The organism is Streptomyces sp. NBC_01116 (assembly GCF_041435495.1).
In the GTDB taxonomy this organism is placed as follows: Bacteria; Actinomycetota; Actinomycetes; order Streptomycetales; family Streptomycetaceae; genus Streptomyces.
On record NZ_CP108644.1, the window covers coordinates 5798570 to 5817308 of the forward strand.

An 18739-nucleotide genomic window follows, 5' to 3' on the forward strand; every position below is an offset into this window, starting at 1 on the left:
ACATACGCTCCTTTCCACCCGTGTGCACGCGGTGTGCCCGGGCGGACACCGTTGCGGCCGGGCTGTCGGTCACGTACGGCAGGATGGGGCGGATGAGCCAGGACCAGACGGCCGGGGGCGGGGCCGACACCGCCCCGACCGGCGCCGGACCGCCGGAACCGACGGGTGCCGCACTGCCGGAGTACGTGGAGCGCGTCCTCGACGTGACCGACCTGATTCCGCCCGGCCGGGTGATGACGTACGGCGACATCGCGGAGTGGCTGGGCGAGGGCGGGCCCCGCCAGGTCGGCAGGGTCATGGCGCTGTACGGATCGGCCGTGCCGTGGTGGCGCGTCGTCCGCTCCGACGGGACGCTGCTCCCCGCGCACGAGCTGCGGGCGCTGGACCACTACCGCGCCGAGGGCACCCCGCTGCGCGAGGCGTCGCGGCAGGCGGAGGGGCACATCCCGCGCATCGACATGCGGCGCGCCCGCTGGGACGGCGGCGCGCCGGCGGAGGCCGCACCTGGGAAGGGGCGGCGCGGTCCGGGCAGGGACGCGGACACGGACGGTCCGGGTGGTCCGCACGGCTCGGGTGGCCCGGACGGTTCGGGCGGTTCGGGCGAGAAAGCTCACACCTGACAGCTTCCGCCATCGGCCTCCGGCGGCCGTGGCCCGACGCGACAGCGCACGTGACGGCGGCAGCGCACGTGACAGCGACAGCGCACGTGACGTGTGACGCAGCACGGCCGCCGCCTTCCGCGCCGCCGCTGGCGTAGCGTCGTCATCGCGCGGCACGCTCCGCCCCTCCCTCTTCCCCGTCTGCACCGACCCCGTCACCCGTCACCCATCACCAGTACACCCGCGTACACCCACCAGGACCGGCGATCCACGTGAGTTCCTCCTCCACCCGGCACAGTCCGCACCGTGAGTCACGGCCGCGGACCACGGGCGCGTACCGCCTGGTCCGCACCCCGCCGGGGTCCGTGGAGTCCCCCCTCCTGGACGCAGGCCAGCGCGCTGTGGTTGACCACCCGGGCGGCCCGCTGCTGGTCCTCGCCGGGCCCGGCACCGGGAAGACCACCACCCTCGTCGAATCGGTCGCCGCACGGGTGAACCGGGGCGCCGACCCCGCCCGCATCCTCGTCCTCACCTTCAGCCGCAAGGCCGCCGTCGAGCTGCGCGACCGGATGGCCGCGCGCCTCGGGGCGGCCCGGGGCCCGCAGGCCACCACGTTCCACTCGTACTGCTACGCCCTGGTCCGGGCCCACCAGGACGCCGACCTGTTCGCCGATCCGCTGCGCCTGCTGTCCGGACCCGAACAGGACGTCACCGTCCGCGAGCTGCTCGCGGGCCAGCTCGACCTGGAGAAGGAGGGACTGGCCCACGTCCGCTGGCCGGACGAGCTGCGGTCCTGCCTGACCACCCGCGGCTTCGCCGACGAGGTGCGCGCCGTGCTGGCCCGCAGCCGTGAACTGGGCCTCGGCCCGGACGCGCTGGCCGCCTTCGCCCGCCGCACCGGCCGCCCCGACTGGAGCGCGGCGGCCCAGTTCCTCGCCGAGTACCTGGACATCCTCGACGCCCAGGGCGTCCTGGACTACGCCGAGCTGGTGCACCGCGCGGTCCTGCTCGCCGAACGCCCCGAGGTGGCGGAGCGGCTGGCCGGGAGCTACGACGCGGTGTACGTCGACGAGTACCAGGACACCGACCCGGCCCAGGTGCGCCTGCTGCACGCGTTGGCGGGCAACCGGGGACGCGCGCCGGGGTACGCCGGAGAGCGCGGGGCTGCCGCGCGCGGCGGGCGGACGCTGATCGCCTTCGGCGACCCCGACCAGTCGATCTACACCTTCCGGGGCGCCGACGTGAACGGCATCCTCGACTTCCCGGACACCTTCCGCCGGGCGGACGGGGGCCCCGCGCCCGTGGGCGTCCTCAGCACCTCCCGCCGCTCCGGGGCCGGACTGCTCGCGGCGACCCGGCTGCTCACCCGCCGGATGCCCCTGACCCGGCTCCCCGCCGACACGGTCCGCGCCCACCGCGATCCGGCCGCCGTCCGGGACGGCGGCCAGGTCGAGACGTACACCTACCCGACCGCGTCCACGGAGCTGGAGAACATCGCGGACCTGCTGCGCCGTGCCCATCTGGAGGACGGGGTGCCGTGGCAGGAGATGGCCGTGCTGGTACGGGCCGGAGGCCGCTCGCTGCCCGCCGTCCGCCGCGCCCTCACCTCCGCAGGCGTCCCCCTGGAGGTCGACGGCGACGACCTGCCGCTGCGCCACGAACCGGCCGTCGCCCCCCTGCTGACGGCGCTGCGGACGGTCGCCGCGGCGGCGCTGCACCACGGCCCCGCCGAAGCGGAAGCGCAGGATCGGCCGGCGAGCCAGCCGGAGAACCAGCCGGAGGAGGAACCGGAGCATCAGCCGGAGGCCGAGGAGGAGGCCCAGGCGGAGGCGGAAGCCAAGGCGGCCAAGGCGGCGGTGGAAGCCAATGCGGAGGAGGAGGCCGAGGCGAGCCCCGCCCTCTGGCTCGACACCGAGACCGCCCTCACCCTCCTCACCTCCCCGCTCGGCTCCATGGACGCCGCCGACCTGCGCCGCCTCGGCCGGGCCCTGCGTGACGAGGAGCGCGCCGCCGGGATCCGGGTCCCCGCACCCTCCGACGTACTCCTGGCCCGCGCGCTCGCGGAGCCCGAGCGGCTCGTCACCCACGATCCGGCGTACGCCCACGGAGCACAGCGCCTCGGCGCGCTCCTGCGCAAGGCCCGCGAACTCCTCGAAGGCGGCGGCACCGCCGAGGAGGCCCTGTGGACCCTGTGGAACGGCACGCCGTGGCCCGGCAGGCTGGAGCGGGCCGCGCTGCGCGGCGGGGCGGGCGGGCGCAACGCCGACCGCGATCTCGACGCGGTGTGCGCCCTGTTCGAGACGGCCGCCCGCGCCGAGGAGCGCACCGGCGGGCGCGGGGCCCTCAACTTCCTCGAAGAGGTCGACGCCCAGGACATCGCCGCGGACACCCTCTCGCGGCGGACCGCCCGCCCCGACGCCGTACGCCTGATGACCGCCCACCGCTCCAAGGGCCTGGAGTGGCGGCTCGTCGTCGTCGCCGGGGTCCAGGAGGGCGTCTGGCCCGACCTGCGCCGCCGGGGCTCCCTGCTGGAGGCCGACCGGATCGGCCGCGACGGACTCGCCGAACCCCTCACGCCCGGCGCCCTGCTCGCCGAGGAACGCCGGCTCTTCTACGTCGCCGCCACCCGCGCCCGCGACCGCCTCGTCGTCACCGCCGTGAAGGCCCCCGCCGACGACGGCGACCAGCCCTCCCGCTTCCTGACCGAGCTGGGCGTCGAGCCCCGCGACGTCACCGGCCGCCCGCGCCGCCCCCTCGCCGTCGCCGCGCTCGTCGCCGAGCTGCGCGCCACCACGGTCGACCCGGCCGCGTCCGACGCGCTGCGCGAGGCCGCCGCCCACCGCCTGGCCCGGCTCGCCGCGCTCACCGACGACGAGGGGCAGCCGCTGGTGCCCGCGGCCCACCCGTACCGCTGGTGGGGCCTGGAGGAGCCGACCCGCTCCGCCGTACCGCTGCGCGACCGCGACCAGCCCGTCACCCTCTCCGGCAGCGCGCTGGACCAGCTCGCCAACACCTGCGCCCTCCAGTGGTTCCTGGGCCGCGAGGTGAAGGCCGACGCCCCGGCCACCGCCGCGCAGGGATTCGGCAACGTCGTCCACGTACTCGCCGACGAGGTCGCCTCCAGCCGGACCCCCGCCGACCTCGACGTCCTCATGGAGCGCCTGGACTCCGTGTGGAACGGCCTCGCCTTCGACGCCCCCTGGAAGTCCGAACAGGAGAAGGACCACGCCCGCGCCGCCCTGGAACGCTTCCTGCACTGGCACGTCCTGGACCGCGGCGGCCGCACACCCACCGCGAGCGAGCACGACTTCGACGTCACCCTGGAGGCGGGCGAGTACGCCGTCCGCATCCGGGGCTCGATGGACCGGGTCGAACAGGACGCCGAGGGCCGGGCGTACGTCGTCGACTTCAAGACCGGCAAGGGCGCGCCCACGAAGGACGAGGTCGCCGCCCACCCCCAGCTCGCCGTCTACCAGCTCGCCGTCCGCGAGGGCGCGGTCGACGAGGTCTTCGACGGCCGCCGCCCCGAGCCGGGCGGAGCCGAGCTGGTCCAGCTCCGCCAGCCCGCACCCAGGAAGGAGGGCGGCGACGCCTTCCCCAAGGTTCAGGCCCAGGAGCCGCTGGCGGGGGAGTGGGTCTCCGGCCTGCTCGCCACCGCCGCCGGAAAGGTCCTGGACGAACGCTTCACCCCCACCACCGGCACCCACTGCGCCCACTGCACCTTCCGCGCCTCGTGCAGCGCGCAGCCGGAGGGCCGTCAGGTCGTCGACTGAAGGCGTCAGGCGTCAGGCGTCAGGCGTCAGGCATCAGGCACGGGAACAGGGCAGGGCCTTTCGTGGGCATCGGCCCGGGATGTCAGCGGCTCCGGTTACCGTTTCTCACGTGTCCCCACGCATCACCGATCCCGAGCAGCTCAAGGAGCTCCTCGGGATCCCGTTCACCCCGGAGCAGACGGCCTGCATCACCGCGCCGCCCGCCCCGCAGGTGATCGTGGCCGGAGCCGGGTCGGGCAAGACCACGGTGATGGCCGCCCGCGTGGTCTGGCTGGTGGGCACCGGACAGGTCGCGCCGGAGCAGGTCCTCGGCCTCACCTTCACCAACAAGGCGGCGGGCGAACTGGCCGAGCGCGTCCGCAGGGCGCTGATCGCCGCAGGGGTCACCGACCCCGACGTCATCGACCCGGACCATCCCCCGGGCGAGCCCACCATCTCCACGTACCACGCCTTCGCCGGCCGCCTCCTCACCGAGCACGGCCTGCGCATCGGCCTGGAGCCGACCACCCGCCTCCTCGCCGACGCCACCCGCTACCAGCTCGCCGCGAAGGTGCTGCGCGAGGCCCCGGGCCCCTACCCGGCGCTCACCCGGTCCTTCCCCACCCTGGTCAGCGACCTCCTGGCGCTCGACGGGGAGCTGTCCGAACACCTCGTACGCCCCGGCGCACTGGACCGTCACGACACCGAGCTGCTGAGCGCCCTGGAGCACACGAAGCTCAGCAACGCCGACCTCCGCAAGATCCCCGAGACCGCCGAGGCCCGCCGCTCCCTCCTCGGCCTCACCGAGCGCTACCGGGCCGCCAAGCGCAGCCGGGACCTGCTGGACTTCGGCGACCAGATCGCCCTCTCCGCCGAGCTGGCCCTGACCCGGCCCGAGGTCGGGAGGATCCTGCGCGAGGAGTTCCGGGTGGTCCTCCTCGACGAGTACCAGGACACGTCGGTGGCCCAGCGCCTGCTGCTCTCCGCGCTGTTCGGAGCCGGTACGGAGTCCGAGGAGGGAGGCTCCACGCCCACCGGCCACGCGGTGACCGCCGTGGGCGACCCCTGCCAGGCGATCTACGGCTGGCGCGGCGCGTCCGTCGCCAACCTCGACGACTTCCCCGAGCACTTCCCGGGCGCCGACGGCGCCCCCGCCACCCGCTACAGCCTCAGCGAGAACCGGCGCAGCGGCGGCCGTCTCCTCCAGCTCGCCAACGGACTCGCCGAACCTCTGCGGGCGATGCACGAGGGCGTCGAGGCGCTGCGCCCCGCCCCGGGGGCCGAGCGGGACGGCATGGTCCGCTGCGCCCTGCTGGCCACGCACACCGAGGAGATCGACTGGCTCGCCGACTCCCTCGCCCACCTCGTGCGCACCGGCACCCCGCCGGGCGAGATCGCCGTCCTGTGCCGCACCGCCGGGGACTTCCCCGAGATCCAGGCGGCGCTGGTCGCCCGGGACATCCCGGTCGAGGTCGTCGGCCTCGCCGGGCTGCTGCACCTGCCCGAGGTCGCGGACCTGGTCGCCGTCTGCGAGGTCCTCCAGGACCCGGGGGCCAACGCCTCCCTGGTCCGCCTCCTCACCGGACCGCGCTGGCGCATCGGCCCCCGCGACCTCGCGCTCCTGGGCCGCCGCGCCCGCCTCCTCGTGCACCGGGCCGCCCACGCGGAGGACGCCGACGCGGACCAGCGGCTCGCGGACGCGGTCGAGGGCACGGACCCGGCGGAGGTGATATCGCTCGCCGACGCGCTGGACACCTTCCTGGTGGTGGGGGACGCGGCCGACGACGGGCTGCCGTTCTCCGCCGAGGCCCGCGTCCGCTTCGCCCGCCTCGCCCGGGAGCTGCGCGACCTGCGCCGCTCGCTCGCGGACCCCCTGATGGACGTCCTGCACCGGGTCCTGGCCACCACCGGACTGGAGGTCGAGCTGTCCGCGTCCCCGCAGGCGCTGGCCGCCCGCCGCCGGGAGACCCTCGCCAACTTCCTGGACACCGCGGCCCGCTTCGCCTCCCTGGACGGCGAGGCGACCCTGCTCGCCTTCCTCGGCTTCCTGCGGACCGCCGCGCAGTACGAGAAGGGCCTCGACAACGCGCTGCCCGGCGGCGAGAACACCGTCAAGGTCCTCACCGCCCACAAGTCCAAGGGCCTGGAGTGGGACGTCGTCGCCGTGCCCGGACTGGTCACGGGCCAGTTCCCCAGCGACCGGGCCCGGGACGCGTGGACCGCCCAGGCCCAGGTGCTCCCGCACGCCCTGCGCGGCGACGCGGCGACGCTCCCGGCCCTGGACACGCACGACGGGCTCGACGCCAAGGGGATCAAGGCGTTCAAGGCGGAGATGAAGGAGCACCAGCACACGGAGGAACTGCGCCTCGGTTACGTCACCTTCACCCGCCCCCGCTCCCTGCTCCTCGGCTCCGGCCACTGGTGGGGTCCGTCGCAGAAGAAGACGCGCGGCCCGTCCGCCTTCCTCGACGCGCTGTACGAGCACTGCGCGGCGGGCCACGGCGAGATCGAGGCCTGGGCCGAGGAGCCCGCGGAGGGCGAGGAGAACCCGGCCCTCGCGGAACGGGACGCCGACCTGGCCTGGCCGCTCCCGCTGGACGCCGCCGCCCTGGCCCGCCGCCGCGCCGCCCGGGACACGGTCCTGGCCCACCTGGAGCGCCTGGCCACCGGTGAGCCTTCGTACGAGCCCGCGCCCGCTGAGGTACCGGCCGACGAGGAGCCGGCCGACGAGGAGCCGTTCGACGCGGAGCCGTTCGACGACGAGCTGTCCGACGCGGACTGGGACTGGGACGCGCTCCCCACCGAACGCCCCCCGGGCACACCGGACACGGCACCCGACACCTCACCCGACACGACACAGGTCACCCCACCGGAGACCGCACAGGCGACCGCCCCGCCCCCGCCCCCGCACATCCCGGCCGCCCGTCACCCCCAGGAGGCCGGTTCCACGGAACGGCTCACCCCCGAGGAGGCCCGCACCCTCGCCTCCTGGGACCGGGACCTGGACTCCCTGGCCGGGGAGCTGCGCCGCGCCCGCGCCACCGTGCGCGAGGTCCTCGTGCCCGCCGCGCTCTCCGCCACCCAGCTGCTGCGCCTGGCCGAGGACCCCGACGCCTTCGCCCGGGAGCTGGCCCGGCCCATGCCCCGCCCGCCGCAGCCCGCGGCCCGCCGGGGCACCCGGTTCCACGCCTGGGTGGAGTCGCGGTACGAGGACCTGCCGCTGCCCATGCTCGGCCCCGACGAACTGCCCGGGGGCGACGGGAGCGACGCGGAGATCGCCGACGAGCGGGACCTCGCCGAGCTGAAGGAGGCGTTCGAGCGCACCGCGTACGCCCGGCGCACGCCGTACCGGGTGGAGACCCCGTTCCAGATCACCCTGGCGGGCCGCGTGATCCGGGGCCGGATCGACGCCGTCTACCGCACGGGCGACCGGTACGAGATCGTCGACTGGAAGACCACCCGCCACCGCACCGCCGACCCGCTCCAGCTCGCCGTCTACCGGCTGGCCTGGGCCGAACTGCACGATCTGCCGCTCGACGAGGTCACCGCCACCTTCCTCTACGTACGCAGCGGGGAGACCGTCCACCCGCAGGGGCTGCCCGGCCGGGCAGAGCTGGAGCGGATCCTGCTGGACGAGCCGGCCCCCGAGGACGGATAGGCTCAAGAGCATGAGCGAGACCCCGGACAGCGCCGTCCGTACGTACACCGAACAGCACCGCGCAGCCTTCCTCGACGACCTCGCGGAGTGGCTGCGCATCCCTTCCGTGTCCGCGCAGCCGGAGCACGACGGGGACGTGCGGCGCAGCGCGGAGTGGCTGAGCGCCAAGCTCGAGGAGACCGGCTTCCCGGTCACCGAGATCTGGGAGACCCCCGGAGCCCCGGCGGTCTTCGCCGAGTGGCCCAGCGAGGACCCGGACGCCCCGACGGTCCTGGTCTACGGCCACCACGACGTACAGCCCGCCGCCCGCGAGGACGGCTGGGCGACCGACCCGTTCGAGCCGGTGATACGGGACGGCCGGATGTACGGACGCGGCGCGGCCGACGACAAGGGCCAGGTGTTCTTCCACACGCTCGGGGTCCGCGCCCACCTCGCCGCGACCGGCCGCACCACCCCCGCCGTCCACCTCAAGCTGCTGATCGAGGGCGAGGAGGAGTCGGGCTCCCCGAACTTCCGCGCCCTGGCCGAGCGGCGGGCGGACCGGCTCGCCGCCGACGCGGTGATCGTCTCGGACACCGGCATGTGGGACGAGGACACCCCGACCGTCTGCACCGGCATGCGCGGCCTCGCGGAGTGCGAGATCGAGCTGTACGGCCCCGCCCAGGACATCCACTCCGGATCGTTCGGCGGAGCCGTCCCCAACCCGGCCACCGAGATCGCCCGCCTCGTCGCCGCCCTCCACGACGCGGACGGCCGGGTCGCGATCCCCGGCTTCTACGACGGGGTCACCGACCTCACCGACACCGAGCGGGCCCTCTTCGCCGAGCTGCCCTTCGACGAGGCCACCTGGCTGCGCACCGCGAAGTCGGGGGCCGCGGCCGGCGAGGCCGGGTACTCCACGCTGGAGCGCGTCTGGGCCCGCCCCACCGCCGAGGTCAACGGCATCGGCGGCGGCTACCAGGGCGCCGGCAGCAAGACGATCATCCCCTCCTCGGCCCTGGTGAAGATCAGCTTCCGGCTGGTCGACGGCCAGGACCCCGACCACGTACAGCGGGCCGTCCAGGCCTGGGCCGAGTCCCGTGTCCCGGCGGGCGTACGCCACCGGATCGCCTTCCAGCCCGCCACCCGCCCCTGCCTGACCCCGCTGGACCATCCCGCCCTCCAGGCGGTGGCCCGCGCGATGGGCCGGGCCTTCGGCAGGAAGATCCTCTTCACCCGCGAAGGAGGCTCGGGCCCCGCCGCCGACCTCAGGGACGTGCTCGGCGCCCCCGTCCTCTTCCTCGGCATCTCCGTACCCTCCGACGGCTGGCACGCCCCCGACGAGAAGGTCGAGCTGGACCTTCTGCTCAAGGGTGTGGAGACGACCGCCCACCTGTGGGGCGAGCTGGCCACGGCGCTGCGCTGAATGCCCAGCACACCGCCGGGCGCCCGGGACTCCTCGACGCCCGGAACCGGAACTCCGCTGAATCCTCTGCACACCCTCCACGTATCTGTGCACACCCGATCCACCCAGGGGGAGTAGGAAGCACCTGTGAGCACCTTCGACAACGCCACCGCAGACCGCCCGATCGGCCTCACCGCGCCGAGCGGCATCGACCGCGCGGCACACCACCGCCTCGACGAGGCGTGGCTGGCCGTGGCGTGGAGCCACCCGACGACCCGCGTCTTCGTCGTCTCCGGCGGGCAGGTGCTGATCGACGACACCCCCGAGGGGGGCACCGAGATCGTCATGACCCCGGCCTTCGAGGCCCCGGTCACCGAGACCCACCGGTATTTCCTCGGCACCGACGAGGACGGCGTCAGCTACTTCGCGCTCCAGAAGGACTCGCTGCCCGGCCGCATGGACCAGTCGGCCCGGCCCGCGGGACTCCGCGAGGCGGGTCTCCTCCTCGGCCCCCGGGACGCGGGCCTGATGGTGCACGCGGTGGCCCTGGAGAACTGGCAGCGGCTGCACCGCTTCTGCTCCCGATGCGGCGAGCGCACTGTCATCGCGGCGGCCGGCCACATCCGCCGCTGCCAGGCCTGCGGCGCCGAGCACTACCCGCGCACCGACCCGGCGGTCATCATGCTGGTCACCGACGACCGGGACCGGGCCCTGCTGGGCCGCCAGGTGCACTGGCCGGAGGGCCGCTTCTCCACACTCGCCGGGTTCGTCGAGCCGGGGGAGTCGATCGAGCAGTCCGTGGCCCGCGAGGTGTACGAGGAGGCCGGGATCACCGTCGGCGAGGTCGAGTACATCGCCAGCCAGCCCTGGCCGTTCCCCTCCAGCCTGATGCTCGGCTTCATGGCGCGGGCGACGTCCTTCGACATCACCGTCGACGGTGAGGAGATCGAGGAGGCCCGCTGGTTCTCCCGCGAGGACCTCACCGCCGCGTTCGAGTCCGGTGAGGTCATGCCCCCGTTCGGCATCTCCATCGCGGCCCGCCTGATCGAGCTCTGGTACGGCAAGCCGCTCCCGAGGCCCGGCAGCGTGAAGCGGACCGCCTGAGCACCCCGGACACACGACTGCCCCCGGCGGGTGCCGGGGGCAGTGCCGTGCGCGACCGGGCGGTCGATCCATCGGCCGGATCAGGCGGCGAGCGCCTGCTTCACCTGGGCGAGGGACGGGTTCGTCATGACCGACTCGGTGCCCGAGGGGGCCACGATCAGCAGCGTCGGGACCGTCTGGTTTCCGCCATTCGCCTTCTCGACGAACGCGGCCGACTCCGGGTCGTGCTCGATGTTGACCTCGTTGTACGCGATGCCCTCGCGGTCCATCTGGCTCTTCAGCCGACGGCAGTAGCCGCACCAGGTGGTGCTGTACATCGTCACAGTGCCCGCCATCTCGCCGGTGCTCCTTCGTCTCGTCCGTACGCTGCGCGGCCCGGCAGCGTCACTCGCGGCCCGGCCACTGTCCGGGGCCGCTCCGCATGGATAACGAACGCACGGGACGCGGCCACCATTCCCACCGCGTCCCCGCACCGCCCCCGTACCGGCCCGTTACCGTCCCTGTCACGGTCCCCGGTGCCCAGGCAGCCGGTACGACGAACACATCACCCCTGTGGACAACCGCCGCATCCGCCCCGTGGGACCTGGCAGCATGGCGGGGTGACAGCAGCAACGCACTCCACCCTCTTCCCGCAGGTTCCCGAGACCCCGGACGCCGTGCTCGACGGGCTCGACCCCGAGCAGCGCGAGGTGGCCCTGGCCCTGCACGGACCGGTGTGCGTGCTGGCCGGAGCCGGTACGGGCAAGACCCGCGCGATCACCCACCGCATCGCGTACGGGGTGCGGGCGGGCATCGTCCAGCCGGCCACCGTGCTCGCCGTCACCTTCACCAACCGGGCCGCCGGAGAGATGCGCGGCCGCCTGCGACAGCTCGGCGCGACCGGCGTCCAGGCACGGACCTTCCACTCCGCCGCCCTCCGACAACTTCAGTACTTCTGGCCGAAAGCAGTCGGTGGCGAGCTGCCCCGGCTGCTGGAGCGGAAGGTCCAGCTGGTCGCCGAGGCCGCCGCCCGCTGCCAGCTCCGGCTCGACCGCAACGAGCTGCGGGACGTCACCAGCGAGATCGAGTGGGCCAAGGTCACCCAGACCGTCCCCGCCGACTATCCGGCGGCGGTCGCCAAGACCCGACGCGACGCCCCCCGCGACCCGGCGGAGCTCTCCCAGATCTACTCGATGTACGAGCAGCTCAAGCGCGACCGCTCGGTGATCGACTTCGAGGACGTGCTGCTGCTCACCGTCGGCATCCTCCAGGACCGGAGCGACATCGCCGAGCACGTCCGCGGCCAGTACCAGCACTTCGTCGTCGACGAGTACCAGGACGTGAGCCCGCTCCAGCAGCGGCTGCTCGACCTCTGGGTCGGCGACCGGGACGATCTCTGCGTCGTCGGCGACGCCAGCCAGACGATCTACTCCTTCACCGGGGCCACCCCCGACCACCTGCTGAACTTCCGCACCCGCCACCCAGGGGCGACCGTGGTCAAGCTGGTGCGGGACTACCGCTCCACCCCCCAGGTCGTCCACCTCGCCAACGGCCTGCTGAGCCAGGCCCGCGGCAGGGCCGCCGACCACCGGCTGGAGCTGGTCTCACAGCGCGACAAGGGCCCCGAGCCCGTCTACGCGGAGTATTCCGACGAGCCCACCGAGGCCGAGGGCACCGCCCGGCGCATCCGCGATCTCATCGCCGCGGGCGTGCCGGCCGGCGAGATCGCCGTGCTCTACCGCGTCAACTCCCAGTCCGAGGTCTACGAGCAGGCCCTCGCGGACGCCGGGGTGCCCTACCAGCTGCGCGGCGCCGAGCGGTTCTTCGAGCGGGCCGAGGTCCGTGAGGCGGGCACCGCCCTGCGCGGCGCGGCCCGCGCCGGGCGCAACGACTCCCTCCTCGACGAGGCGGAGGGGCTGCCGTCCCAGGTGCGCGCGGTCCTCTCCACCAAGGGCTGGACCAGCCGGCCGCCCGCCGGATCGGGGGCCGTGCGCGACCGCTGGGAGTCGCTGGCCGCGCTGGTGCGCCTCGCGGAGGACTTCGAGACGGCGAAACCGGGGGCGACCCTGACCGACCTGGTCCGTGAGCTGGACGAGCGGGCGGCCGCCCAGCACGCGCCGACGGTCCAGGGGGTGACGCTGGCGTCGCTGCACTCGGCGAAGGGCCTGGAGTGGGACGCCGTGTTCCTGGTCGGCCTGACCGAGGGCATGATGCCGATCGCCTACGCCAGGACCGACGAGCAGGTCGAGGAGGAGCGGCGCCTGATGTACGTCGGGATCACCCGCGCCCGCGTCCACCTCTCCCTCTCCTGGGCGCTGTCGCGGTCGCCGGGCGGCAGGGCGAGCCGGCGGCCCACCCGGTTCCTGAACGGTCTGCGGCCCGGCTCGGCGGCTCCGGGCGCGCGGAGCGGGGCCGGCGGAGGAGGTGGCATCGACCGGGGCACCGGCCGGGCCGCGGCGGCGAGCCGCACCTCGGCGGCCGAGCGCAGGCCCAGGAGCCCGGTGCGGTGCCGGGTCTGCGGGCGCACGCTCACCGACGCGGGCGAGATGAAGCTGATGCGCTGCGAGGAGTGCCCCTCGGACATGGACGAGGCGCTGTACGGGCGGCTGTACGACTGGCGCGCCGCCCAGGCGGCCCTGCTGGGGCAGCCCGACTTCTGCGTGTTCACCGAGAAGACCCTCATGGCGATCGCCGAGGCGGTGCCGTCCACGGAGGGCGAGCTGGTCGTCATCGCCGGCGTCGGCAACCGGAAGTTGAGCCGCTTCGGCACCGACGTTCTGGCCATCTGCGCAGGTGAGACGGTTGATGGCGAGACCGAGGAGAGCGCCGACGGGACCTGAGGAAAACTCGTCCAGAAAATAGTTTGCGCCCGCCCCAGTCGTCACCATAGGTTCTTAACCACGGGAACAGCGACTTCTCTGAAGCCCTGATTCCGTGCTGTACTTATCCGAATACGCAGGACCGGCTCCGGCCGGTCCCCCTGAGACGCCGAGAGGAGGCGATTGAAGTGATCAGCATCATCGAAACCCAGAAAATGACCGATCTCTCGGTCGTCTCCGCCTGCTCGCTCGGCCTCACCCGCTCCTCGGTTGCCTCGCTTCGCGCCACCGGTCTGTCCGGCATCTCTGCCGTCCGTCCGCTGTCCCTGGTGAGCCTCCCCGTGACGCGGGAGCGTAATGAGCGACCGATCGAGGCACCGGCAGCAGCAGTAGCGAAGGCAGCACAGGCTCACGCCTATGCCTTTGCGGCAGCCGGTGCCGGAGCCGAGAAGCAGACGCAGCAGCACCACATGATGTGGGCCTTCCGTGGGCCTGAACCCTGGAGTGATCCAGCCTGATCCAGCATCAGGCCGGCGCCTTCAGGGCCGCGGAACCCCACTCGGGATCCGCGGCCCTTTTGTTTTGCCCGAACGGACGGGATGGAACGAAGGAGCCTCGGGACTAGCAGGACCTGGTACCAGCAGCCGCCAACCGGCCAACAGGCCGGCACGACCAGACGAGGACACCACCCACCGTGCACATCGAAACGCACGCCCCGTCAGTACCGCTTTCCACCCCGATCTCGCCGCCCGGCTCCACGGAGGACTCCGCCTTGACCCCGCTCACCACGCTCACCGCGCTCGACGACGCCATCGAGAACCTCGGCGTACCCGTCCCGTGCCGTTCCTACGACCCGGAGGTCTTCTTCGCCGAGTCGCCCGCCGACGTCGAGTACGCCAAGTCCCTCTGTCGCACCTGCCCGCTCGTCGAGGCCTGCCTCGCCGGGGCGAAGGACCGCCGCGAGCCGTGGGGTGTCTGGGGCGGCGAGCTCTTCGTCCAGGGTGTCGTCGTGGCCCGCAAGCGTCCGCGTGGCCGTCCGCGCAAGAACCCGGTCGCAGCGTGACCGCGACCTGTGGGGTCCCCGCCCCCACACGCAGGCTCCGCCTCGGAACGATCGACCGTCCCCAGACCCATGACCCCCGGAATCAGGCACCGATGATCACCCCCACGAAGGAGCCCGTCGGCTCCGCCACCCCCGACGTCACCATCATCGGCGCGAACGACTCGCGTCAGAACAGGACCCGCGAAATGCAACTCATCCCAGAAGCCCTGGCTCGTGCGCATATGCACGACCGCCTGCGGGAGGCCCAGGAGGACCGCCAGTCGGCCCGCCTGATCTCCGCCCGCCGGATGCAGCGCCGAGCGGAGCGCGCCTCGCTGCGCGCCCGCCGCGCGCTGGCCATGGCGGTCATGCACTGACCGTGCACACACCACCTCACCGCGGGGCTGTCCGGACACGGGCGGCCCCGCGGTGCGTTGTACCGTCGGCCGTCCGGACACGGGGATATCGTCAGAAGGTGGACGAGGAGACCCATCCCCCCGGACAACCCGCCGAGCACGGCGTGGTGTGCGCCCGGTGCGGCACCGCCGCCGAAGGCGACACCGCCCCTGCTACCTGGCTCTGTTCCGTGGAGGACGGGCGCCGCCTCCTCTTCTGCGAGGGCTGCGCCCGCCTCCACATCCGCGCGATCGAGAGCCGCCTCGACTCACTCTGGTGGTGAGCGCCACCCCTCGGCCTCCCTCACGCCTGGACGGGCTCCCCTTCCTGCTCGCCCTCCTCCTCGACGTACTCCGTCCCCTCCGCCTCGGCGTCCTCGGCGTCCTCCGCGAGGAACCCCGGCAGCCACGCGTCGAGCTCGTCGCGCAGCCGGACCGTCGCGCCCAACTGGCACAGCACTCCGATCGTGCTGAGCGTGACCCGGTGTATGAGGACGTAGGACGGCGGGAGATTCAGCTGCCGGCCCAGCTGATGGGCGGGGGAGCGCGGATCGGCTATCCGGGCCGCCTGTTCGCGGATCCAGCCCCGGCTGAAGGTGAACTCCTCCACCTGCGTGGGCTCGATGATCGGGAGCAGGTAGTCGAGCACGGCGTCCGGGTCCAGATCGATCGACTCCTTCACGAAGCCCTCTTCGCGCAGCAGGCCGTACACCCCCGCCGCGTCGCCCTCCAGCGTCAGCCGCAGGGAGTCGCCGATGTTCCGCGGCAGCCCGCCCGGCAGCCGGTCGACCGTGCCGAAGTCCAGCACCCCCAGCCGCCACGACCGGATCGGACCGCCGTCCTCCTCCGTGAGCTCCGCGTCCTCCGTGAGTTCCGCGTCCTCCGCAGCAGGGGGCAGCAGCCGGAAGTTTCCCGGATGCGGGTCGGCGTGCAGCAGGCCCGTGCGCGCCGGACCGGAGAAGAGGAAGCGGGCCAGCAACTGCCCCGCACGGTCCCGCTGCTCCTCCGTACCCTCCGCGATGACCTCGGAGAGCGGGATCCCGTCGATCCACTCCGTCACCAGCACCTGGTCGGACTGGTGCACCACCTGAGGGATCACCACATCCGGGTCGCCCTCGAACTCCGCCGCGTGCTCCTGCTGCGCGCGCGCCTCCAGCTCGTAGTCCAGCTCCTCCGACACCCGGTCCCGCAGCTCCTTGATCAGCGGCTTGATGTCCATCCCCGGAACCAGCGGGCCGAGCAGCCGGGCGAAGCGGCTGAGCTGGGAGAGGTCGGAGAGCAGGGCCTCGCCCGCGCCGGGATACTGCACCTTCACGGCGACCTCCCGGCCGTCGTGCCACACCGCCCGGTGCACCTGCCCGATCGAGGCGGCAGCCGCCGGGGTGTCCTCGAACTCCAGGAAACACTCCCGCCAGTCCTCCCCGATCCGGGTCGCGAGAACCTCGTGGACCGTGCGCGCGGGCAGCGGTGGCGCGGCCTCCTGGAGCTTGGTCAGCGCGGCCCGATAGGGGCCGGCGACCTCCTCGGGCAGAGCCGACTCGAACACGGAGAGGGCCTGGCCCAGCTTCATGGCCCCGCCCTTCAGCTCGCCCAGGGTCTTGAACAGCTGGTCCGCCGTGCGCTGCTGCACCTCACGGGCGACCAGCTCGGCCGACTTTCCGCCGATCCGCTTGCCCAGACCCCAGGTGGCACGGCCGGCGAAGCCGAGCGGAAGCGCGGCCAGCTTGGCCGTACGCGTAACCGCCTTCCGGGGAAGATCAGACATGTGCCCCTCCAGTTCCCAGACTGCCGTGCCGCTCGTGCCTCCGGGATCTCTCCGGCGAACGGCGGTCACCCCGCCATTGTGTCCTGCGCCGGAAGACCACCGGAGGCCCGTTCCCTCATAGCGCTCCCGGCCGCCCCGCAGGAGCAGTCCGCATGGGGGCCGATCGGCTCGGAACGCCAGTCCAGCAGGGGCAGAGCCGCCTCCCAGCGGGCTCCGGTACTGGCAGGGAGGTCCCCGTCCAGAAACGCGAGGGCATGTGCCGCCGCGAGACCGGCGACCGCCGTCGCGAGCCCCAGATCGCAGGCGGGCACCGCTCCCCGCCGCCCGGATCGCCACTGCGCCAGCATCCGTGGCCACTGGGGGTCCCGGTCCGCACGGTGCAGCTCCAGGCACCCGGCGCAGCCCGTGCCCCCGGGCAGGACGAGGGGCCCGACCACCCCGGTGGCCTCGATCACTCCCGCATAGAGATGAGGAGTGCCCGACGCGATCCAGGGGCCGGCCGTGTCCGCGACCGGTGCGTACACCGCGAGGCCGTCCCGGGGTGCGACGACGATCAGGGACAGGACGGGCGCTCCGGCGCTTCCCGGCCCGTCGGCCCCCGCTCCGTCCGTCCTCGCCCGCCGGGGAGCGGGCCCGGGCGCTGACCGGTGGACGAGGCGACGGGCCGCCACGTCACGCCGTTCCCCCACGGACGCCGGGGGAAGTCCCGCGGGCGCCACATCCCAGGGCTCGGCCCGGCCTCCGTCGAGCACTTCCACCTGGCCCACCCCCGCTCCCGACAGCACCGAGGCGATGGACGCCCCGACCCGGCCCGCTCCCCGCACCTGGACCCGCATCGCCCGCCGCGCCGCCATCCGACGCGTGCCGGCACCCGGCTCGGGGCGGACGACCGACAGGGAGGCGACGTCGGGACGCTGGCGGTCCATCACCTCGGCGCGACGGCGCAGGACATCGACTCCCGGGCCCGCCTGCCTCGGGTCGTCCAGGAGCCCGGCCTCCGCCAACCGCGCCAGCAGCGTGTCCACATGACGTTCCGACAGGTCCAGGGCGCGGGCCTCCTCGCGCAGGAGCGGCAGGCCGCGCGTCCCGTCGAGCAGTTCCAGGAAGCTTCCCGTGGCGAGGTCCACCGGTCCGAGCGTCACGGCATGTGCGGGTGTCACGCCGAATTGCACGGTGTTCCGTCCGCGCCAGGCACGACGCAGTGCGGGCTTCAGCATCGGATACATGTTTTCTCCCCCCGAGCGGTGTCGCGGGCACAGGTGTGCTCGCAGACCGGTTGATCCGCGGGTCTTTCCGCAGGACCTCCGCCAGAATGCGGGGCCGCGCCGAACCGTGACGGGAGTTGTCCACAGGTGCGGTGCATCAGTCGTTCAATACTCTGGTGATTCGATCCTCTGGTGATTCGAGCCTTCGATCGTTCGCATGGAGTGCGTGGTGTGGCACGGATCGCCCCGGAACAGCTCCCGGGGCGGGACTTCCCGCACGGACAGCGGGTAACGTCATGGCGTGTCCGCCGACCCTTCGTCCGGCTTCGCCGGGGAGACCCCCGCGCCCAGCGCCGGTAGCCATCAGCGCAGCGCGGCAGCCCATCCGGCCCGCGCTTCGGCGACGAGCGCGGTCGAGGTCCGCCGGAGCACCCGGCGCAGGAAGTCGGTCTCCGCCTACCGCGAGGGCGACCGCACGATCGTGCTCATCCCGGCCCGGATGTCGGAGGCGGAGGAGCGGCGCTGGGTGGGCGTGATGCTCGACAAGCTCGCCGCCCAGGAGAACAAGCGGGTCCTGGGCGACACCGGACTCGTCGAGCGCGCCGGGCGGCTGTCCGCCCAGTACTTCGACGGTCGCGCCAGACCCGGCTCGGTGCGGTGGGTGACCAACCAGAACACCCGCTGGGGCTCGTGCACCCCGGTCGAGGGCAGCATCAGGCTCTCGCACCGGTTGCAGGGCATGCCGGAGTACGTGATCGACTACGTACTCCTCCACGAGCTGGCCCATCTGCTCGTTCCCGGACACGGTCCCGGGTTCTGGCGGCTGCTGGAGGCGTATCCGCGCACCGAGCGCGCCCGCGGGTATCTGGAGGGCGTCGTGGCGGCCGAGCGGCTGCCCCACCTGCCCGCCGCCCGCGAGGAGTGACCGGAGCCGGTCGGCGTTCGCCGGTTCTGTACCGGGTGTGTACCGGCTTGGTCGGATGTCGTCGTTTGCGGTTAGCCTGACGCGACGCATTTACCTTCAGGATGGGGGACGG

At 73.4% G+C, this 18739-nt stretch carries 14 protein-coding genes; 11 read left to right on the top strand and 3 right to left on the bottom strand.

Annotation, left to right across the window (positions count from 1 at the left end; all coding sequences use genetic code 11):
• Positions 1-92: 92 nt before the first annotated feature.
• The 5 genes from OG245_RS25655 to nudC all read left to right on the top strand — a co-directional run bounded on the left by OG245_RS25655 (position 93) and on the right by nudC (position 10497).
• Positions 93-620 carry an MGMT family protein gene (locus tag OG245_RS25655; RefSeq protein ID WP_371625799.1) on the top strand — a complete coding sequence of 176 codons (528 nt, stop codon included), beginning with the start codon at positions 93-95 and terminating at the stop codon, positions 618-620.
• A 251-nt stretch (positions 621-871) separates the two neighbouring features.
• Complete coding sequence (locus OG245_RS25660) at positions 872-4372, top strand: ATP-dependent helicase (RefSeq protein WP_371625800.1); 3501 nt, start codon at positions 872-874, stop codon at positions 4370-4372.
• Between the two features lie 109 nt (positions 4373-4481).
• The gene (locus OG245_RS25665; protein WP_371625801.1) at positions 4482-8009 is read left to right on the top strand and encodes a UvrD-helicase domain-containing protein; all 3528 of its coding nucleotides are present in this window, start codon (positions 4482-4484) and stop codon (positions 8007-8009) included.
• A gap of 10 nt (positions 8010-8019) precedes the next feature.
• Complete coding sequence (locus tag OG245_RS25670; protein ID WP_371625802.1) at positions 8020-9414, top strand: dipeptidase; 1395 nt, start codon at positions 8020-8022, stop codon at positions 9412-9414.
• A 126-nt stretch (positions 9415-9540) separates the two neighbouring features.
• Entirely contained in the window at positions 9541-10497 is a 957-nt protein-coding gene (gene nudC, locus OG245_RS25675; protein ID WP_371625803.1) for an NAD(+) diphosphatase, read from the top strand.
• Between the two features lie 80 nt (positions 10498-10577).
• On the opposite strand, the gene OG245_RS25680 is transcribed toward nudC, so the two are convergent.
• Positions 10578-10832 (bottom strand): glutaredoxin domain-containing protein, encoded by a 255-nt coding sequence (locus tag OG245_RS25680; RefSeq protein ID WP_006127421.1) that lies wholly within the window; start codon positions 10830-10832, stop codon positions 10578-10580.
• A 264-nt stretch (positions 10833-11096) separates the two neighbouring features.
• Between OG245_RS25680 and OG245_RS25685 the strand changes: the two genes are divergently transcribed.
• The 5 genes from OG245_RS25685 to OG245_RS25705 all read left to right on the top strand — a co-directional run bounded on the left by OG245_RS25685 (position 11097) and on the right by OG245_RS25705 (position 15016).
• Complete coding sequence (locus tag OG245_RS25685; RefSeq protein ID WP_371625804.1) at positions 11097-13316, top strand: ATP-dependent DNA helicase UvrD2; 2220 nt, start codon at positions 11097-11099, stop codon at positions 13314-13316.
• Positions 13317-13483: 167 nt separating this feature from the next.
• Entirely contained in the window at positions 13484-13813 is a 330-nt protein-coding gene (locus tag OG245_RS25690) for a hypothetical protein (RefSeq protein ID WP_371625805.1), read from the top strand.
• A 176-nt stretch (positions 13814-13989) separates the two neighbouring features.
• Complete coding sequence (locus OG245_RS25695) at positions 13990-14358, top strand: WhiB family transcriptional regulator (RefSeq protein WP_007460056.1); 369 nt, start codon at positions 13990-13992, stop codon at positions 14356-14358.
• Positions 14355-14714 carry a hypothetical protein gene (locus OG245_RS25700; protein WP_073740063.1) on the top strand — a complete coding sequence of 120 codons (360 nt, stop codon included), beginning with the start codon at positions 14355-14357 and terminating at the stop codon, positions 14712-14714. The genes OG245_RS25695 and OG245_RS25700 overlap by 4 nt, the downstream gene beginning before the upstream one ends.
• A 98-nt stretch (positions 14715-14812) precedes the next feature.
• Positions 14813-15016 carry a hypothetical protein gene (locus OG245_RS25705; RefSeq protein WP_371625806.1) on the top strand — a complete coding sequence of 68 codons (204 nt, stop codon included), beginning with the start codon at positions 14813-14815 and terminating at the stop codon, positions 15014-15016.
• A gap of 20 nt (positions 15017-15036) precedes the next feature.
• Here OG245_RS25705 and OG245_RS25710 read toward each other — a convergent pair whose 3' ends face one another.
• Both OG245_RS25710 and OG245_RS25715 read right to left on the bottom strand, forming a co-directional pair.
• Positions 15037-16497: an ABC1 kinase family protein gene (locus OG245_RS25710; RefSeq protein ID WP_371625807.1), complete on the bottom strand. Its 1461-nt coding sequence runs from the start codon at positions 16495-16497 to the stop codon at positions 15037-15039.
• Positions 16498-16562: 65 nt separating this feature from the next.
• The gene (locus OG245_RS25715) at positions 16563-17723 is read right to left on the bottom strand and encodes a ThiF family adenylyltransferase (RefSeq protein WP_371625808.1); all 1161 of its coding nucleotides are present in this window, start codon (positions 17721-17723) and stop codon (positions 16563-16565) included.
• A 280-nt stretch (positions 17724-18003) separates the two neighbouring features.
• Here OG245_RS25715 and OG245_RS25720 point away from each other — a divergent pair, with 280 nt between their 5' ends.
• Positions 18004-18627: a M48 family metallopeptidase gene (locus tag OG245_RS25720; protein WP_371625809.1), complete on the top strand. Its 624-nt coding sequence runs from the start codon at positions 18004-18006 to the stop codon at positions 18625-18627.
• Positions 18628-18739 lie beyond the last annotated feature (112 nt).

Excerpts from the sequence above, each read along its gene's own strand:
- OG245_RS25655 (WP_371625799.1), top strand. The coding sequence starts at position 93 with ATGAGCCAGGACCAGACGGCCGGGGGCGGGGCCGACACCGCCCCGACC.
- OG245_RS25670 (WP_371625802.1), top strand. The coding sequence starts at position 8,020 with ATGAGCGAGACCCCGGACAGCGCCGTCCGTACGTACACCGAACAGCAC.
- OG245_RS25680 (WP_006127421.1), bottom strand. The coding sequence starts at position 10,832 with ATGGCGGGCACTGTGACGATGTACAGCACCACCTGGTGCGGCTACTGC.
- OG245_RS25710 (WP_371625807.1), bottom strand. The coding sequence starts at position 16,497 with ATGTCTGATCTTCCCCGGAAGGCGGTTACGCGTACGGCCAAGCTGGCC.
- OG245_RS25715 (WP_371625808.1), bottom strand. The coding sequence starts at position 17,723 with ATGTATCCGATGCTGAAGCCCGCACTGCGTCGTGCCTGGCGCGGACGG.